The organism is Pseudomonas sp. GM49, assembly GCF_000282355.1.
GTDB lineage: Bacteria > Pseudomonadota > Gammaproteobacteria > Pseudomonadales > Pseudomonadaceae > Aquipseudomonas.
This window is the reverse complement of the sequence record NZ_AKJL01000173.1, coordinates 1-14,829: the sequence shown is the minus strand read 5'-3', so window position 1 is coordinate 14,829 and position 14,829 is coordinate 1. Positions and strand designations below refer to the sequence as shown.

Genomic DNA, 14,829 nt, shown 5'->3' with positions numbered 1-14,829 from the left:
GTGATTTTCGTTTGCAAATTCTTATCCTTATCCCCGTCGTGCGTCATCAACCCAAATGTTTGGGAGCCCAAGAAATTTCATTTACTTTGAAGTCTCAAGGGCTAGAATGGTGACCATTCGTCACAGCTTTGACCCAGAGGATCTCGGGCTCATGAATCTTTTTGAAACACCATCTTTTGAATCCTTGAGTGAAATGAGTTCGCGCTCCCATGACACAGATACCCATCCAGCCACTGATCTCGCACTGCTTCATAAGCTGCTGGAAATCTATGATCAAGGTCAGCTCGCTGAGATTCTCAACGATGTCAGTCCGACTCACTGGTGTCGTGAAACCATAAATCGCTGGGTCAAAGGTAAAGCTTCACCAAAGCTTTCTCATATCGAATTCACTCGCCTGGAAGCTCTTTTACCCAAGCGTTTGAACCATAAACCTTCGTTTACCTTTATTGATCTTTTTGCCGGTATCGGGGGCATCAGAAAAGGTTTTGAAGCCATCGGTGGCGAATGTCTGTTCACGTCCGAGTGGAACAAATACGCAGTCAAAACCTACAAGGCAAACCATTTTTGCGATCCGGTTCGGCATCGCTTCAACCTGGATATTCGCTCGGTCACTCTTTCGGACAAGCCCGAAGTGAGTGATGAGGAGGCGTACAGGCATATTGATCGTGAGATCCCTGATCACGATGTTCTGTTGGCAGGTTTTCCATGCCAGCCGTTCTCCCTGGCAGGTGTATCCAAGAAAAACTCCTTGGGACGCAAACACGGTTTTGAATGTGAAACCCAAGGCACTCTGTTTTTTGATGTGGCCCGGATTATTGCTGCAAAGCGGCCAGCCGCGTTCTTGCTTGAAAACGTGAAAAACCTCAAAAGCCACGATAAGGGCAATACGTTCCGGATCATTTGCGAGGCTCTCGATGAACTGGGCTACGAGGTTGCCGACGTCAATGCGCCGAAGGGAACAGATCCAAAAGTCATTGATGCACGACACTTCCTGCCACAGCATCGCGAGCGAATCGTGCTGGTAGGTTTCCGTCGGGACCTGAATGTTCACCAAGGTTTCACGCTACGCGATATCAGCAAACTGATACCCAAGCAGCGACCTAGCTTCGGTGATTTACTTGATAAGGAAGTGGACAGCAAGTACATCCTGACACCAAAGCTTTGGGACTACCTTTATCGGTATGCCGAAAAACACCGCGAGAAAGGCAATGGTTTTGGCTTTGGTTTGACTCGTCCGAATGATGTGGCGCGCACGCTCTCCGCTAGATACCACAAGGATGGGTCGGAGATTTTGGTAGACCGCGGTTTTGTGGAGAGCCTGGATTTCAACAGTGAACTGAATCAGATCAATCGGCCACGTAGGCTTACTCCACATGAGTGCTCACGCTTGATGGGCTTCGACAAGCCGGGCGAAAGCAATTTTGTGATACCTGTATCTGATACCCAAGCTTACCGTCAATTTGGTAACTCGGTTGCCGTCCCGGTTTTTGAAGCTGTGGCTCGGCTTATGAAAGATCGTATTTTGGCTGCAAAGGAAAAGACTGCTGACACGGAGCGACCACAGTTGGAGTTTGCCCTTCCCGAGTGAGGAGATACCCCTCCAGCAGTAAGTCCGGAGCGCTTGTGCTCCGGCGCGTCGATCGACATTCTCGAATGCATCGGATAGCTCACATCCAACCTTGAGAGTACTCGCTCCTAAGGTATACAAAGGGATGGAGCTATCGATTGCGTGGGGGTGGGTTTTTGGTCGATATTGTGGATGTGGCAACACGCTCTCGAATGATGTCTGGCATTCAGGGTAAAAATACCGAGCCAGAAGTTTTAATCCGCAAAGCCTTGCATGCACGTGGCTTTCGCTTCCGTTTGCACGTTAAACATCTCCCCGGTAAACCTGATCTGGTCTTACCAAAATACAATGCAGTGGTGTTTGTGCACGGCTGCTTTTGGCATGGACACACCTGTCGATATTTCAAAGTCCCCCAGACGCGACCTGATTTTTGGTTGGAAAAAATCGGTAAAAATCAGATCAGAGACCGATCCCATGAAGCGTCCCTGTTGGGGCAAGGGTGGAGGGTTCTTGTTGTTTGGGAGTGCGCCGTAAGGTCAATGAAGCGAGAGAAATCCCTTTTATTGATTGACCTCATGGCTGAGTGGCTGATAAACGGTAATGAATATTTACAGATAGACGAAAACGCATGTTCACTGACCGCATTAGTGACTACTTCGAAGGTGTAGCCGCCAAGTACTTGAGCGCTGTGGATGCAGATCCAGGCCGCTCTCATCAGCACGAAATCGGTGGCCTTCCTGCCGCAGGATTTAAGCAATACCTAGGTACTCCCGGGAAGAACCAGGAGTATCGATTCAAAACCAAGCAAATTTATTTTACGGATGAATCTGTTGCGCCCGATATCTGCGAAGGGATGGTCACTTGGTACGACTGTCGGCGAAAGCAACCTCATCGAAGCGCTGAATTTCGTCTCTATTACAATACGAATGCAGTAACCGAGTTGCTTGAAGAGGGGGATTTTCTTCTGGTAGCGAAGATGCGTGATGGATCATTGCTGATGATTTTCACACCAGCAGGTAGCACGGTTGAAAGCCAATTGCGGCTTCTGTTCGGTCTGGATCACGTAGACGAAAGCTTCACATCGGGAACGCTGGACTCTGTGCAGTTGCTTTTACCATTACGGTTAATGCTAGAAGATTTAGGAATTGAAGTAAGCCGAATTGAAACGGGAGATGATGTTTGGCTTGAACAACTCGTTCATTTGTTTGGCGGAAAGGCTTTTCCAACGACTTCTGCATTCTCGATATATGCGAGAAAATCTATTGAAGAAATGGTCGATCCTCTAGGCTGCCCCGATCAAACCATCCTTGATTGGATGGAGCATGAAGAAAAGCTTTTTCGTATCTACGAGCGGCATTTGGTTCAGCAGCGACTTCGCAGTGGTTTTGGCGAGGCGGGTGATGATGTAGATGAGTTCATCAGTTTCTCTTTGAGCGTGCAAAATCGTCGGAAATCCAGGGTGGGCCATGCATTTGAAGGACATCTGGATGAAATCTTCCGATTGCACGGTTTGCGCTTTCAGCAAGGGCGAGGCAAAGGATTAACAACTGAAAATAACTCTAGACCTGATTTCATATTTCCGGGCTTTGCTGAGTATCGTGACCCTGCGTTTCCTCCTGAGAAGCTATTTATGCTAGGGGCAAAGACAACCTGTAAAGATCGTTGGCGCCAGGTTTTGAGCGAGGCTCACAGAATTACCGAGAAGCACTTGGTTACGATGGAAGCTGCTATTAGCGAAAGTCAGACTTTGGAAATGCGATCTCATGGATTGCAGCTTGTAGTACCCGAAAAAATACAAGCGACCTATTCCGGTTCACAGAAAGGCTGGTTGATGGCGCTTGAGAGTTTTATTGCCCTTACGAAAGATCATGGGTGTAGCCGATCACGACGTTGATTGGCTATGCTTTTTGGCTTGAGTGTTACCGTCGATGGCAGGAAGCAAAATGTCCAAGTATTCGCAGTGGGACCACCCGATATTTAAAGTTTTGCGTAGCGGCGAAATAGGCTTTGCAAAAGGTCATCAGTCGGGCTTCAGAGTCCCTGTTGAACTTCGTAAGTATATGCCTGTATTGCCGGGAGAGCCGACTTCTAGTGTGCCTACAATCGCTGTCCCATTAGCGGCTGAACTTTATCTTAATGGGAAGCACAAGTTTTCGGTTTTGACTAACTATCGGATACAAACATGGGGCGGCACTAGGCTCGGAGAAACTAGAATAACGGCAAATGTCATGGGGCTTTTGAATTTGGCGAAAGAGAATGATGTCATGCTGATCTCCCGCCGGAAGGGTGAAGTAGACATATACCGACTAGAGCTAATTAATAGGGGAGACCCGAAATTTAGAAAAGTTGCGGGGTTGATTGCAGGCCGATCGTGGGGTGTGCTTGATATCCAGCATATACCGCTTTCCCTGGCGGATGAATATAATACAGCCGTCGAAGCGGAGGAGATTCGTGAAAGGCTTCCGTTTACATTATTTGATATCGAGAAAAAAACTTCGGTTTCCTCTGAAACGAAAATATCCAGGTCAAAAGCATTCCGTAAAAGAGTGCTCCAGCACTACGACTACAAGTGCGTCTTATGCAATAGCGGCATGAAAAGTGCTGGCGAGGCTTCAGAGCTTGATGCTGCGCATATTGTACCAAGGTCGGTATTGGGAGTGGATGATGTCAGGAATGGACTAGCTCTGTGCAAACCGCACCACTGGGCATTCGATCTTGGGCTTTGGTGCGTAGACACCGAGCAAAATGTAAAGGTCGCAAAAAACTCAGCACAAATTTCTGAAAATAGAAACCTCGTCGTTAGGGATGGCCAAAGGCTGGACGAGTTTTGTGGAAACAAGCTTGTGGCGCACCCGGATGCCCTTACGTGGCATCGGAAGAACAGATTTAGTGATAATAACTAACTCTGAGTCCGGAGAGCGGAGTATCAGCTTTTACAACTTGTGGTGCCGAAATCTTTACGATCGACCTTTTCGGTGACCTAGCAAGTCTGGCATATGGATCCTGCCTCCAACATCGTATTCTCTCGGTCCGTTCTCGCTTAGATGAACGTGGGTTGGGCTAAACCAGGTGGCGTCAGTTTGACCTGCTCGACGCCACCCGGCATTCCACGCCCAGACTTCGCAGATTAATGGGCTGTGACGGATATTGCACTTTCGAAGGCTGTAACAATGGTCATTTCCAGTTGGTCGTCATCAAGGTAGGACAGGTCGATGATTTCGTTCCGGATGCGAAGTATTTTGATGGCCTTTCGCATAATGTTTTCCATCGTACCTTTGCCGGTCTTGATTGATGCTCCGATCCAGCCTTCGGCTATTGCGGTTGTAAGGCGCCGACTGCTGGCAATTGCGGACCTTTCGAAAATCTGGACCATTGCATCTTCGGGCAGTGCTTTGACGAGGCCCCAGCGATCTGGGTGATCGCTTCCCCGGTCTAAGCCAGTTCCACGAATCCAGAGTCGCTGGAACGTATTGCGATTTCCACCGGTGAATCGATTGCGACTTTCCCCGGGAAAACGCCAGCTGACAAGCTCAGGGGCAATGACTGTCGTGAGAAAAGCCCAAACATCGTTCCTAAGGGCTTCTCCACTCTGTAGTTCAGAGATTTGAGCCAAATAAACCGCGGCTTCTTGGTCGAACTCGGCTTTGGCACTCTGGCTCGTAGCGGCAGGGAAGCCTGCTCTTACAGCAATTGCCTTTAACTCACGGCCAATTGCTATCGCGGCAGCTCCCGCTTTGTATCCTCCGCTGGGAGCAAACGACAGTACATCCGAGTAATCCGACAGCACATTGAGGGTAGCGCTAGTAGTCACGCCAGTTTGGAGGGAGCGCGCCAATGCGGTGTCCACCCCGATTGGTTTAAGGCGAGGGAGTAGTGCGACGGCCATTATTCTTCGCTCCCTAACTCGGCGGCTGCGAGAATGGACGCGTGAAAACGTCCCGGATACCTGCTACGGATAGTTCTGATAACATCCCGACTCTGTCCACGGAAGGCCGTTTCAATCCAGACCCGCGCTTGTTGGCCGATGGACCCTTCCTCAAAGCCTGAGAGAAAGTCTTCTTCGTTATCGTGTTCGAGCGCAACCGAAATGATTTGGGTCATGACGTCAGCGACAATGGCCTGAAGGAGTAAACGGTCGCCATCTACAAAGCGCTGCGAAACCTCCTCAATGTCGGAGTTGACGTATAAACGCACATTGCCGCCGAAGTCCGCGTGAAAGTTCGATGGGTCCCAAACCACGTACCACGGCGCATTTTGCTCAGGCATGCCCTGAAAGGTATCTGTAAAACTGGTGAGCTCGATCGGGAAGCGCGAGCTGCCCCCGTCTTCAAGAAGTATGCGGCGGTCGGATTGCCACAGTTTCGCACCTTTTAGAGCCGGGGATAAAGGCTTGCCTGACCCGATGGGACCTTCGAATAGTATCCGCACTTCAAGATGCAGCTGCGATGAGAGAGTGTGACCAGCAAGTGTTGTAGCCAAGCGAATGTTCTTGTTTGTATGGCCGAGAATCCTGGTGCAGGCTCGATGGACCGCTCGTGGCATGGTGCCTGCCCCGGTTCCGACCATCAAGACTGCTGCCATCTGGAGCGTAGATTGGTCGAGGGCTAGATCGGTTGCGGCTTGTTCGAAGTTGACGTTGACCTCCACTCCGATTTCTAGGTCCTTCTCATAGTCCCAATTCTCTTGAATGTCCTCGAGAGGATAACGAGGCTGCCCTTGTTCGCCTATGGTCCACTCTCTGAGTTCAATTGTATTTTCTGAAAGCGTGAGAAATGGTAGAGCTATCCGTTTCATTGCTCACTCCCGCTGACAAACGCTAGGCGTACACCGACAGCGGCATCAGTCGGACAAAGTACCCAAACGGTCACAGTTCCGCTCTCTGTGCCTACATCAAGCACGCCTCCCTGTGCAGATTGCTTTGTGGCGTCTAGCTCCATCTTCAACACTCTGGATTCAAAGCCAGGCGGCAGATCAGTGTTGTCGGTCATACCTCCGTCGGCAATCAGCCGGGATTCGGCAATGATCTTCAGCCTTGTATCCGCCTCGTCATTGCGTAACTCGGCCTGAAAAACCGCGCATGGTTGGCTTTTTTCGCCAGCTTCGAGCCGGATGAACCAAGGGGTTGATATGGAAAGGTCGTTACGCTTACGAGACTGGCTGCCACCCTGGGTGGGTGGTTTCCCCGGTCCTTTGCCTGAGGCAGCATCGAGAAGGCTCCCTAGTTTCGCTGCTGTCTTCGCCAGCGAGGGGCCTTTGGTACTAGTAGCTGCGACAGCTGACAGGGCTGGCGCCGCATAGTTCTTGGCATAGTGTTCAAGTCGCTTGAGTGCGACTCTTACGAATGATTTTGAGTCCCCGCTTGGGAGCATGTCCGGTACCCAATCATCATGGGCGGGCGGCTCTGCCTTCGCGAACGCTTCTTCCACTGCTTCCTCATCGGAACATATAAAGACTCCTGCCCATTCATAGCGTGCGTCAGGGAATGGGTCACCATAAATGTATTTTACGACGAGTTCCACGGGCCGCATCACAGCTATATGACTCGCCTGTGGGGGCACATTTGTATACTCATCAAGTGCTGCGCCACAGCGTGTTGCGCGCATGCCTCTTTTAAATGCCAGCGCGCCCAGAAGCTTGTGCGGTTTGTCGCGTTGTATTCGGATCACTTCACCGTCGGCCTTCCGGTGCTCCGCAATGGCAGATGCAAAAAGGTCCAATGGAGGAAACTGCTCAGGAGTAGGAAGCGCCACTTCCTCTTCTTCGATGAACAGGCGGATGTCGAGCTTTCGATTCGCAGGTGTGCTCGCCGTCAATCGCGGCCAGAAATTCCACAGAATGGTTTCTATGATTTCATGCTCAGGCGGCCGAGCCTCTTTATCCATGTGAGGATCAAGAATCATCACAGTCATCCCGGTTTGCCCATCCCCGCGTGACGGCATGCCAAGCGACGATGACAATGTGGCAGCCGTTTCGCCAGTAGCCGGATCGATACCGCCTTCACCGTCTTTAAGGCCCCACCAGTGGCGTCCGGTAAAGCGTTTTCGTTTGCCGTCAGGTGCAACTGCATCAAAAGCACTCCCAAGATGGCAGCCCATAAACCGCCTCACTGGTAAATTGCTAACAGTTGTCTGAGTATCCACAAGAATGCTGGAGCAGGCACTCATGGCATACAGCGACGTTTTTCCATAACCGTAAGTACCGCCACCATGATGAGTATCCCGTGTCACCCCAACGTTGCGCAGGAAGTTCACGAAATCCAGCGTCTCTTCACCTTCGGCGGCTGCGTCTCCAGAGGTTGGACCGCCCAAGCCTGTCGTGTTGAAGTCGCAGATTTCGAATACTTTCAGATTGGGTTTCGCGATCGAGTTCAGAACGGTTTCCTGCGTCTGATCACACAAAATGTGGTCGGATAGGACATGCTGAAGAAGAAAAGCCTGTTGCTCTGGCGTCAGTGTGCGATAGCGGACATGAATGGATGGACCGTTACCGAGGCGGCCTGCATCGATACTGTTCTGGATGGACTCGCGAAGCACCGTCTGTAAAAGGTCCTGCGCAGGGCAGCCAAGCAACTTTCTGAATCCATCGGCGGCGATATTCCCAGTCCGGGCAAAAGGTTCGCTGAACAGTTCCAGATGTGTCATCCCGCGATCCTCTCAAAGGCAGTGCGTCTTTCGCTTTCTGAAAGCTCATATGCGGTTGCGTGCGTCAGGTCTATGGAATATTCAAGGTCGCCTACACCGGATGGGAGCGAACCTGAAGCAAAGCTGGCACGAGTAATCCCCGGGAACCCCGGTACTACCTGAAAAACAGTCATTACGGGGCTGGAATAGGTTATGCGATTCCACTCTGGGGCACTTGGGTTCTGGCAGCCGATCCCGGCAAGGCGCTGTTGAAGTGTAGATTTATCCACGAAAATGTCATGCAGTCGCTTGACTAGAGCAGCCACAGAAAGCTCGCCGTCCTCCGCTCGCTCGATTTTGATGTGAGCCAGAGTCAGTGATCCCCCAGTAGGCGGTTCCAATTGGTCAATGCCATGAATGGACACGCGGGTCGCGTCCAGGCGGCGGGATGTTTTAACTTCGAGGGCATGGACGTGGCGACGAAAATCATGGCGTTGCTCAAGAGGGCCCACCCAGGTTTCGATTGCAGTGCAATTGATGCTCGCCAGTTCATGAAGTATGAACAGTTCACCGACCAGGCCCAGAATGGCACTTTCAGTAATTTCCGGTCCTGAAACTGCTTTCAGTAACTCTTGAAAGTCATGAATAGCACTGGTGACCGCGGCATTGGGGGAGACACCATTTTCCACGCGCCGCAGAATGGCTTCTACCAGTTCTGCGAATACCGGATCCAGCGCTCGCTCCAAGCACATGATGTCGATAAACAACACGTTTTTGCCAGCGACCGCGAGACTGGTGATTGAAACTGATAATTTGTCGGTAGATGGAAGCCGCCCAGGATATCGCCCACTGGTAGGGACCAAAAGGCGAGGCTCACCGTTAAGGGTGATGGCGTAACGCGCCGCACCAAAGCCGGTATTGATGCCGGAGTCGATAGTCGGGATGTCAATTACACCGTCACCCAATGCGCTGGCCCGGAGGTGCGACCAGCGTTCTAGAGGCTTATGCATTGATCGTCTCTGCCTCTTCTGCTGCAATGAGCTCTTCAATCTCTTCGTCGACCTTCTCGGCGACGGCGACGTCCAGCTCGACTGCGTAGTACGAACCTGCACGGTCCTGGGCACCTGGAAACACGATGCCGATGCCAATGAGGTCGTCTGTGGCGTCCAGTGCTACGCGATTGTCCGAGCCTGCTTTTGAGGGCGACTCTCGGTCAATTACGTATAGAAGGAGTAAGGGAAGATCAGGTCGGCGTTGCTTGAACGCAGACCATGAGTCGCTATCGTCTTCATTGGCGGGGCTCACCGCATCAATGAGAATGTCGTTTTTCGACATCAATGCTTTGATGTCGGCATAGCTCTTTTCCGAAGCAGCAAGTCTGGCACGGCGGTTGGTCGGGACTTTGCCCAGAGTCCCAAGCGCTTTTCTCGATAGGTTCGATCCAGGAGTGATGAAACCTACGTTCCATTCCAGCAACTGTTGCTCCACTTTATCAATGTAGGCCAACAGCATTACTCTCTTCAGATCCATGTGCTGGTCGCAGATTTCATAAGTTTTCAGAAATTTGCGGATCGTCCCCAACTGCACGCCTTGCGCGAGCTTCCTGTTGCCCAAGTCGTTGATGTTGTCGGCACCGATATCGTCGACCAGTTGCTCTGCGGCTGACCAGTTGGCGCTGACGATGCGTTCGCTTTGATGATGAAAGCGAATCGTTTGTACATGCCGGCCTTCGAAGCTAATGCTGGTGCGGAAGGCGTGGCGCATTTTCGATGCTGAAGTAATAGCCATCCCTGGAATGGCGCGCACCTTTACAGCGAATTCTGCAGGTGTCGTTTTATATTCGCGGTACATGCGGATGTCGTCGCGAATTTCTTCTTCAATGCGTGCTAGCGCTCTGAAACTAGAGATCAGCTCTTCAGTAGTCCAAAGCCGCGGAAGATCTTCGTAACCGCCGCGATAGCCAAACCAGCGCCCCATCTGTAGCAACGTGTCGTACTGCATTGAGGTGCGGAGGAAAAACGAAACGGAAAGGCCTTCAATCGTGAGGCCCCGGGCAAGTACCGCGCCTCCGATCACCACATAGGTTTTCGGACCCTTGGAGTAGTCCAGCCGCTTATCGCTGACGCCGTTTTCGATTGCAATCTCTAGCGTCTTCAGAGTTTGTTGAAGATGCGGCATCAATTTTTTAACTGTGAGGGGATTAGCATCTCCTTCTAATGGAACTGCTTTGGTTTCATCGTTAAACGTCTTGATTAGCTTCGCGGAAATCGCTCCGGTTCCACTACTCAAATCGGTGTTGTGCGTTATTAGCCATCCCGAAATGACCTCATCCATCCCGTCATGCTGAGCAATCAGCGGGGACGTATGAATGAGCATCGACATGTGATCTCCTGCCTGGCCTCTGGCCCGGCGTATGGCACACGAAATCAGAAACCAGAGAAGCGCCTGTTCTAGCTCTTCGGTCATCTGTGGCTTGAAAGCTTTGTCCGTCGCCCGTGCGGGACGCAATATCTTCAGCTTCTCCACAGGAATGGTCCGGATCATGTCCCGGCCGGCTTCCGCCGCACTTTCGTTGTCGGCGTCCTTCGGATCGAAACCGAACACTTCTCTCGCACCGAAATAGTTTTTGGAACGGGGCAGTGCCGTGATGAAGTCTTCCGGATAAAGGTCATCCAGCTCACCTTTATTGCGTGGATACGGATCGATGAATACGTTCGCGAAGGGGGTGGCGGTATAGCCAACGTAGGACACTGCCGGAAGGGCCCTGATGATTTTTCGGATCTCTTCGTTGATTCGGGTCATGTCCTCATCATTGTTGGCTGCATTGACTGACGCCTGATCGCATTCGTCGTCAATGATAAGGACCTTGAGTTGGGCTAACACACTGGTCGAAGTACATCGTCCTTTGTCGTCGATGATGGTTCTGCGAAAGGCCTCCAGCCGCGAGGCAACTTTTTTCATGACGACTAGTTGCGCGCGACCCGATACGGGCAGAGTGAAATGTCGGTTTGCCGGGATTACGAAGTCTCCGTTCTCATCTTGCTCGGTATACAGCTGCCACATGTGCCGATACCGATCCACGACGTCGCTTTCTATTCGGCTTTGGGTCTGAGCCCTGAGTTTATTTGTGACGCCGGCGAGAAGTACGATTAGGTTATAGCCAGCATCGACCGCCTTAGCGATAACGGCCGTCATGTTGGCCGTCTTGCCGGACTGCACATAGCCCACAACCAAACCACGGTGACGGAATTCCGCAGCAGCGGGATTGGCCAGTAAGGAAACAACCTCGGACGAGCTTTTATCGATTGATTTGACGGCGTCCTCGTCCCATCCCTTGACATTATCAAGGTAGCCTTCCAGCGCTGGCCAATGGATGTCCCGGGCATTCGGGCCGCTATACCACTCGTCTCTAGGCTTGAAAAGTGAGTTGTGACGCAGGATTTCAACATTTCCCAGCGAAGCAGTCACACGCTCCAGTGCGATGGATAGGTTGCGGTCCATATCGGCTGAAAACGTCATGCCAAATACAGCGGCATCGCGTTTGATCGCTTCAGCCGCCATAGCGGCGTTTTCGTGGGTGGGGAGTTTTTCGCGAATCTGTTTTTCGAATATGTCAATCTGAGGATCTGTCATAGAGCTTCCTGTAAGGCCGATGGCCAATACCAAAAAGGCAAAGCTCCAGACATCCTGTGTGTCGTCTGGCTCATCCCTGCCATAGTGAGTTTGCCGTCGTGCACGATTTCTGTCCTGACTGAGCAGGCGTTAAGGCCTGTCCTGAGGGAACTGATCTGGGCACAATCATCGGCTGGTAGCACCGTAACATCAAGGGCCTTTGTAGCGACAGCTGACACAAAAAAAGACCGCCTTTCGGCGGCCTTTTCAAGAGTGCTCGGTTCAGCAGGAATCAATCCCAGCTAAGCGCACCACCGGTTTGGTATTCAATCACTCGCGTCTCAAAGAAATTCTTCTCCTTCTTCAAGTCCATAATCTCGCTCATCCAAGGGAACGGGTTAGTCGTCCCCGGATACTCTTCCTTCAAACCGATCTGCGAAAGACGACGGTTAGCGATGAACTTCAGATAGTCCTCCATCATCGCCGCATTCATGCCCAACACGCCACGAGGCATGGTGTCACGAGCGTATTCAATCTCCAGCTGAGTACCCTGCAGAATCATCTGCGAAGCTTCTTCCTTCATTTCAGCATCCCACAAATGCGGGTTTTCGATTTTGATCTGGTTGATCACGTCGATGCCGAAGTTCAGGTGCATGGATTCGTCGCGCAGGATGTACTGGAACTGCTCGGCGACGCCGGTCATCTTGTTGCGGCGGCCCATGGAGAGGATCTGGGTGAAACCGCAGTAGAAGAAGATGCCTTCCAGGACGCAGTAGTAGGCGATCAGGTTGCGCAGCAGTTCTTTGTCGGTTTCGACGGTGCCGGTTTCGAACTTCGGATCGGAGATCGAACGGGTGTATTTCAGGCCCCAGGTGGCTTTTTTCGCGACCGACGGGATCTCGTGGTACATGTTGAAGATTTCGCCTTCATCCATGGCCAGCGATTCGATGCAGTACTGGTAGGCGTGGGTGTGGATCGCCTCTTCGAAGGCCTGGCGCAGGATGTACTGGCGGCATTCCGGGTTGGTGATCAGGCGGTACACGGCCAGGACCAGGTTGTTGGCAACCAGGGAGTCGGCGGTGGAGAAGAAGCCGAGGTTGCGCATCACGATGCGGCGCTCGTCGTCGGTCAGGCCTTCCGGGTTTTTCCAGAGGGCGATGTCGGCGGTCATGTTGACTTCTTGCGGCATCCAGTGGTTTGCGCAGCCGTCCAGGTACTTCTGCCAGGCCCAGTCGTACTTGAATGGCACGAGTTGGTTGAGGTCGGCGCGGCAGTTGATCATGCGCTTTTCGTCAACGGCGACACGGGCGGAGGCGCCTTCGAGTTCGGCGAGGCCTTCGGCGACGTCGAGGGAATCCAGGGCAGCCTTGGCGCGGGCAACGGCGGCGGAGTCAGACGCGGTCACGGCACGGGCTTCCAGGGCGGCGGCACCGCCAGCGCTGTCGAGACGGTCCATGTTGGCTTCGGTGGCGTGGCCAGCGTTGGCGCTCTTGACTGCTACTTCCGTGTCTTCTTTGTCGAATTCGTCCCAGCTCAGCATGACGTGTCGTCTCCTGCGTGAGGGCCAGTGTGCCCGTGTGAAAATGTATAGGTCGGTTTTTCACACGGCCTTACTGGCCGCGTTGGATCTAAAGGAATCGTTTTTTGCAGCAGCTATACGCAGGCATCAAACAGAATTTTGTACGGGGTTCCGAGAGCCACTGATGGGCGCAGCAAGCTTTGATCGCTTGTGCGGGGCTTCAGACTGGCTTTCATCCCTGTAAGGGAATATTGCAGGCCCGTTTAAGGCCGCATTATAGGGAAGTTTTGCGTGCTGTGGTGCGGCGAAATGGCTCACGGATCGGTCGACGGCGACCGTTTTTCGGTCAGAGTGAGGGTTTACAGGGCTTTGAACGACGTTGGCGGGGGAAGATTTTTTTTCCTGATTTTTTGCCCTGGATTATTTTTGCTCAAGAAATAACCAAAAAAGGCTTTTTTCACTACATCTTGTGTTTCGGTGGGGTTTTCTCAGGCTCCAGACACAACTAAGCCCGACCGAAGCCGGGCTATGGAGTCACGCTGGCGGATCAGCTCAGGCGAGCTGCACCGATGTGGTCGGCACCATCGGCTGCGAAGGACGCCGAACCGGTGTGGTCGTAACCGTCGGAAGCGACAGCCGCTTCGCTGGTGTAAGCGGCAGAGCCGGTGCGGTCGTAACCATCGGCGGCGAAGGTGTTGGCAGCCAGGACGGAGAGGGTCAGGGCGAGGATCAGTTGGGTTTTCATGGTCATTGCTCCAGTTTCGTAGGCGTTGTTTGTCTTGGGTTGCAATTGATTCTACGCCTGCTAATTCGATTAAAAAGCGCAAATAAATGCTTAAAGCAATCGATTAAATCGATCATTAAGGTTCGGCGCTTCATCTGCCTGATCGCGGCGGGTGGGTCGAACCTTTTGGGGGAGGGGTGAAGCAGGGAGTCAGCCGTTAGAGCAACCGTTGCCCATCATGCTGTAGCGCAGGATATGCCGTTGACCGTGGGAATCTTCGTATTCCATTTTCATTGGCACAACTTCACAAACGTTCGGGGCTTCGCTCATGGAGATTACTTTGGCGATGTCCAGATTCATTGAGTAAGTGTATTCCTCAACGGGCGGTTGTTGCTGCGCGACATCAGCCGGGACCTCGCTTGCCATGGCGGTTACGCACACGCTGCCGAGGGCCAGAACCAATAAAGCTTTCATTTGAATTTTACCTTTCCAAGGTCGAGAGGGGGCACGCAACCCTTTTGAGATTGCGTGTGGAACTTCAGTACCAGGGTGTTTGATTAACTGCCTTCGTGGGGGCTGCAACTTGGTTAATCAGATTGCCTTGTTGGCGTGGCAGATTTTAGGGGGCGCGGATACGTTCATATAGAGGTGGTTTTGATAAACACCTTTGACAGATCCTGTAACAATCCCCGGTCTGTGTGGGTCTCAGACTTTAAATGGGTGTCCTTAAGTGCCCCATCGCGAGCGAGCTGAACTGGTCAACTAATTTTGGACACCAGTTACGGTT

The 14,829-nt window shown here is 52.1% G+C and carries 11 protein-coding genes and 1 pseudogene; 4 read left to right on the top strand and 8 right to left on the bottom strand.

All coding sequences use genetic code 11. From position 1 onward, the window contains the following. Positions 1–151: 151 nt before the first annotated feature. The 4 genes from dcm to PMI29_RS30615 all read left to right on the top strand — a co-directional run bounded on the left by dcm (position 152) and on the right by PMI29_RS30615 (position 4,470). Complete coding sequence (gene dcm, locus PMI29_RS13200) at positions 152–1,588, top strand: DNA (cytosine-5-)-methyltransferase (protein ID WP_033052439.1); 1,437 nt, start codon at positions 152–154, stop codon at positions 1,586–1,588. A 155-nt stretch (positions 1,589–1,743) separates the two neighbouring features. After that, a complete protein-coding gene (locus PMI29_RS31180; protein WP_081501673.1) occupies positions 1,744–2,235 on the top strand; it encodes a very short patch repair endonuclease in 492 nt (163 codons plus the stop codon). Then, entirely contained in the window at positions 2,196–3,461 is a 1,266-nt protein-coding gene (locus PMI29_RS13205) for a type II restriction endonuclease (RefSeq protein WP_007998861.1), read from the top strand. The genes PMI29_RS31180 and PMI29_RS13205 overlap by 40 nt, the downstream gene beginning before the upstream one ends. Before the next feature lie 49 nt (positions 3,462–3,510). Beyond that, on the top strand, positions 3,511–4,470 hold the full coding sequence (locus PMI29_RS30615; RefSeq protein WP_007998859.1) for an HNH endonuclease: 960 nt from the start codon (positions 3,511–3,513) through the stop codon (positions 4,468–4,470). 224 nt (positions 4,471–4,694) lie between these two features. Here the strand turns inward: PMI29_RS30615 and PMI29_RS0130195 are convergent, their stop codons facing one another. The 8 genes and pseudogenes from PMI29_RS0130195 to PMI29_RS13235 all read right to left on the bottom strand — a co-directional run bounded on the left by PMI29_RS0130195 (position 4,695) and on the right by PMI29_RS13235 (position 14,516). Beyond that, complete coding sequence (locus PMI29_RS0130195; protein ID WP_007998857.1) at positions 4,695–5,453, bottom strand: DUF6339 family protein; 759 nt, start codon at positions 5,451–5,453, stop codon at positions 4,695–4,697. Further along, positions 5,453–6,361 (bottom strand): hypothetical protein, encoded by a 909-nt coding sequence (locus tag PMI29_RS13210; RefSeq protein ID WP_007998856.1) that lies wholly within the window; start codon positions 6,359–6,361, stop codon positions 5,453–5,455. The genes PMI29_RS0130195 and PMI29_RS13210 overlap by 1 nt, the downstream gene beginning before the upstream one ends. Continuing rightward, the gene (locus tag PMI29_RS13215) at positions 6,358–8,208 is read right to left on the bottom strand and encodes a hypothetical protein (protein ID WP_007998855.1); all 1,851 of its coding nucleotides are present in this window, start codon (positions 8,206–8,208) and stop codon (positions 6,358–6,360) included. Before PMI29_RS13215 ends, PMI29_RS13210 begins: the two co-directional genes overlap by 4 nt. After that, a complete protein-coding gene (locus PMI29_RS30610; RefSeq protein ID WP_007998854.1) occupies positions 8,205–9,197 on the bottom strand; it encodes a PD-(D/E)XK motif protein in 993 nt (330 codons plus the stop codon). The genes PMI29_RS13215 and PMI29_RS30610 overlap by 4 nt, the downstream gene beginning before the upstream one ends. Next, entirely contained in the window at positions 9,190–11,820 is a 2,631-nt protein-coding gene (locus tag PMI29_RS13220) for a Z1 domain-containing protein (RefSeq protein WP_007998851.1), read from the bottom strand. The genes PMI29_RS30610 and PMI29_RS13220 overlap by 8 nt, the downstream gene beginning before the upstream one ends. 271 nt (positions 11,821–12,091) lie before the next feature. Then, positions 12,092–13,339, bottom strand: a complete 1,248-nt coding sequence (locus PMI29_RS13225) for a ribonucleotide-diphosphate reductase subunit beta (protein ID WP_007992761.1) — start codon at positions 13,337–13,339, stop codon at positions 12,092–12,094. Positions 13,340–13,868: 529 nt separating this feature from the next. After that, positions 13,869–14,063, bottom strand: a pseudogene (locus PMI29_RS13230) (hypothetical protein); the annotation flags it as partial. A 189-nt stretch (positions 14,064–14,252) separates the two neighbouring features. Next, complete coding sequence (locus PMI29_RS13235; protein WP_007998847.1) at positions 14,253–14,516, bottom strand: DUF2790 domain-containing protein; 264 nt, start codon at positions 14,514–14,516, stop codon at positions 14,253–14,255. Positions 14,517–14,829: the final 313 nt, after the last annotated feature.

Excerpts from the sequence above, each read along its gene's own strand:
- PMI29_RS30615 (WP_007998859.1), top strand. The coding sequence starts at position 3,511 with ATGTCCAAGTATTCGCAGTGGGACCACCCGATATTTAAAGTTTTGCGT.
- PMI29_RS13210 (WP_007998856.1), bottom strand. The coding sequence starts at position 6,361 with ATGAAACGGATAGCTCTACCATTTCTCACGCTTTCAGAAAATACAATT.
- PMI29_RS13220 (WP_007998851.1), bottom strand. The coding sequence starts at position 11,820 with ATGACAGATCCTCAGATTGACATATTCGAAAAACAGATTCGCGAAAAA.
- PMI29_RS13215 (WP_007998855.1), bottom strand. The coding sequence starts at position 8,208 with ATGACACATCTGGAACTGTTCAGCGAACCTTTTGCCCGGACTGGGAAT.
- PMI29_RS13205 (WP_007998861.1), top strand. The coding sequence starts at position 2,196 with ATGTTCACTGACCGCATTAGTGACTACTTCGAAGGTGTAGCCGCCAAG.
- PMI29_RS30610 (WP_007998854.1), bottom strand. The coding sequence starts at position 9,197 with ATGCATAAGCCTCTAGAACGCTGGTCGCACCTCCGGGCCAGCGCATTG.
- PMI29_RS13225 (WP_007992761.1), bottom strand. The coding sequence starts at position 13,339 with ATGCTGAGCTGGGACGAATTCGACAAAGAAGACACGGAAGTAGCAGTC.
- PMI29_RS0130195 (WP_007998857.1), bottom strand. The coding sequence starts at position 5,453 with ATGGCCGTCGCACTACTCCCTCGCCTTAAACCAATCGGGGTGGACACC.
- dcm (WP_033052439.1), top strand. The coding sequence starts at position 152 with ATGAATCTTTTTGAAACACCATCTTTTGAATCCTTGAGTGAAATGAGT.
- PMI29_RS13235 (WP_007998847.1), bottom strand. The coding sequence starts at position 14,516 with ATGAAAGCTTTATTGGTTCTGGCCCTCGGCAGCGTGTGCGTAACCGCC.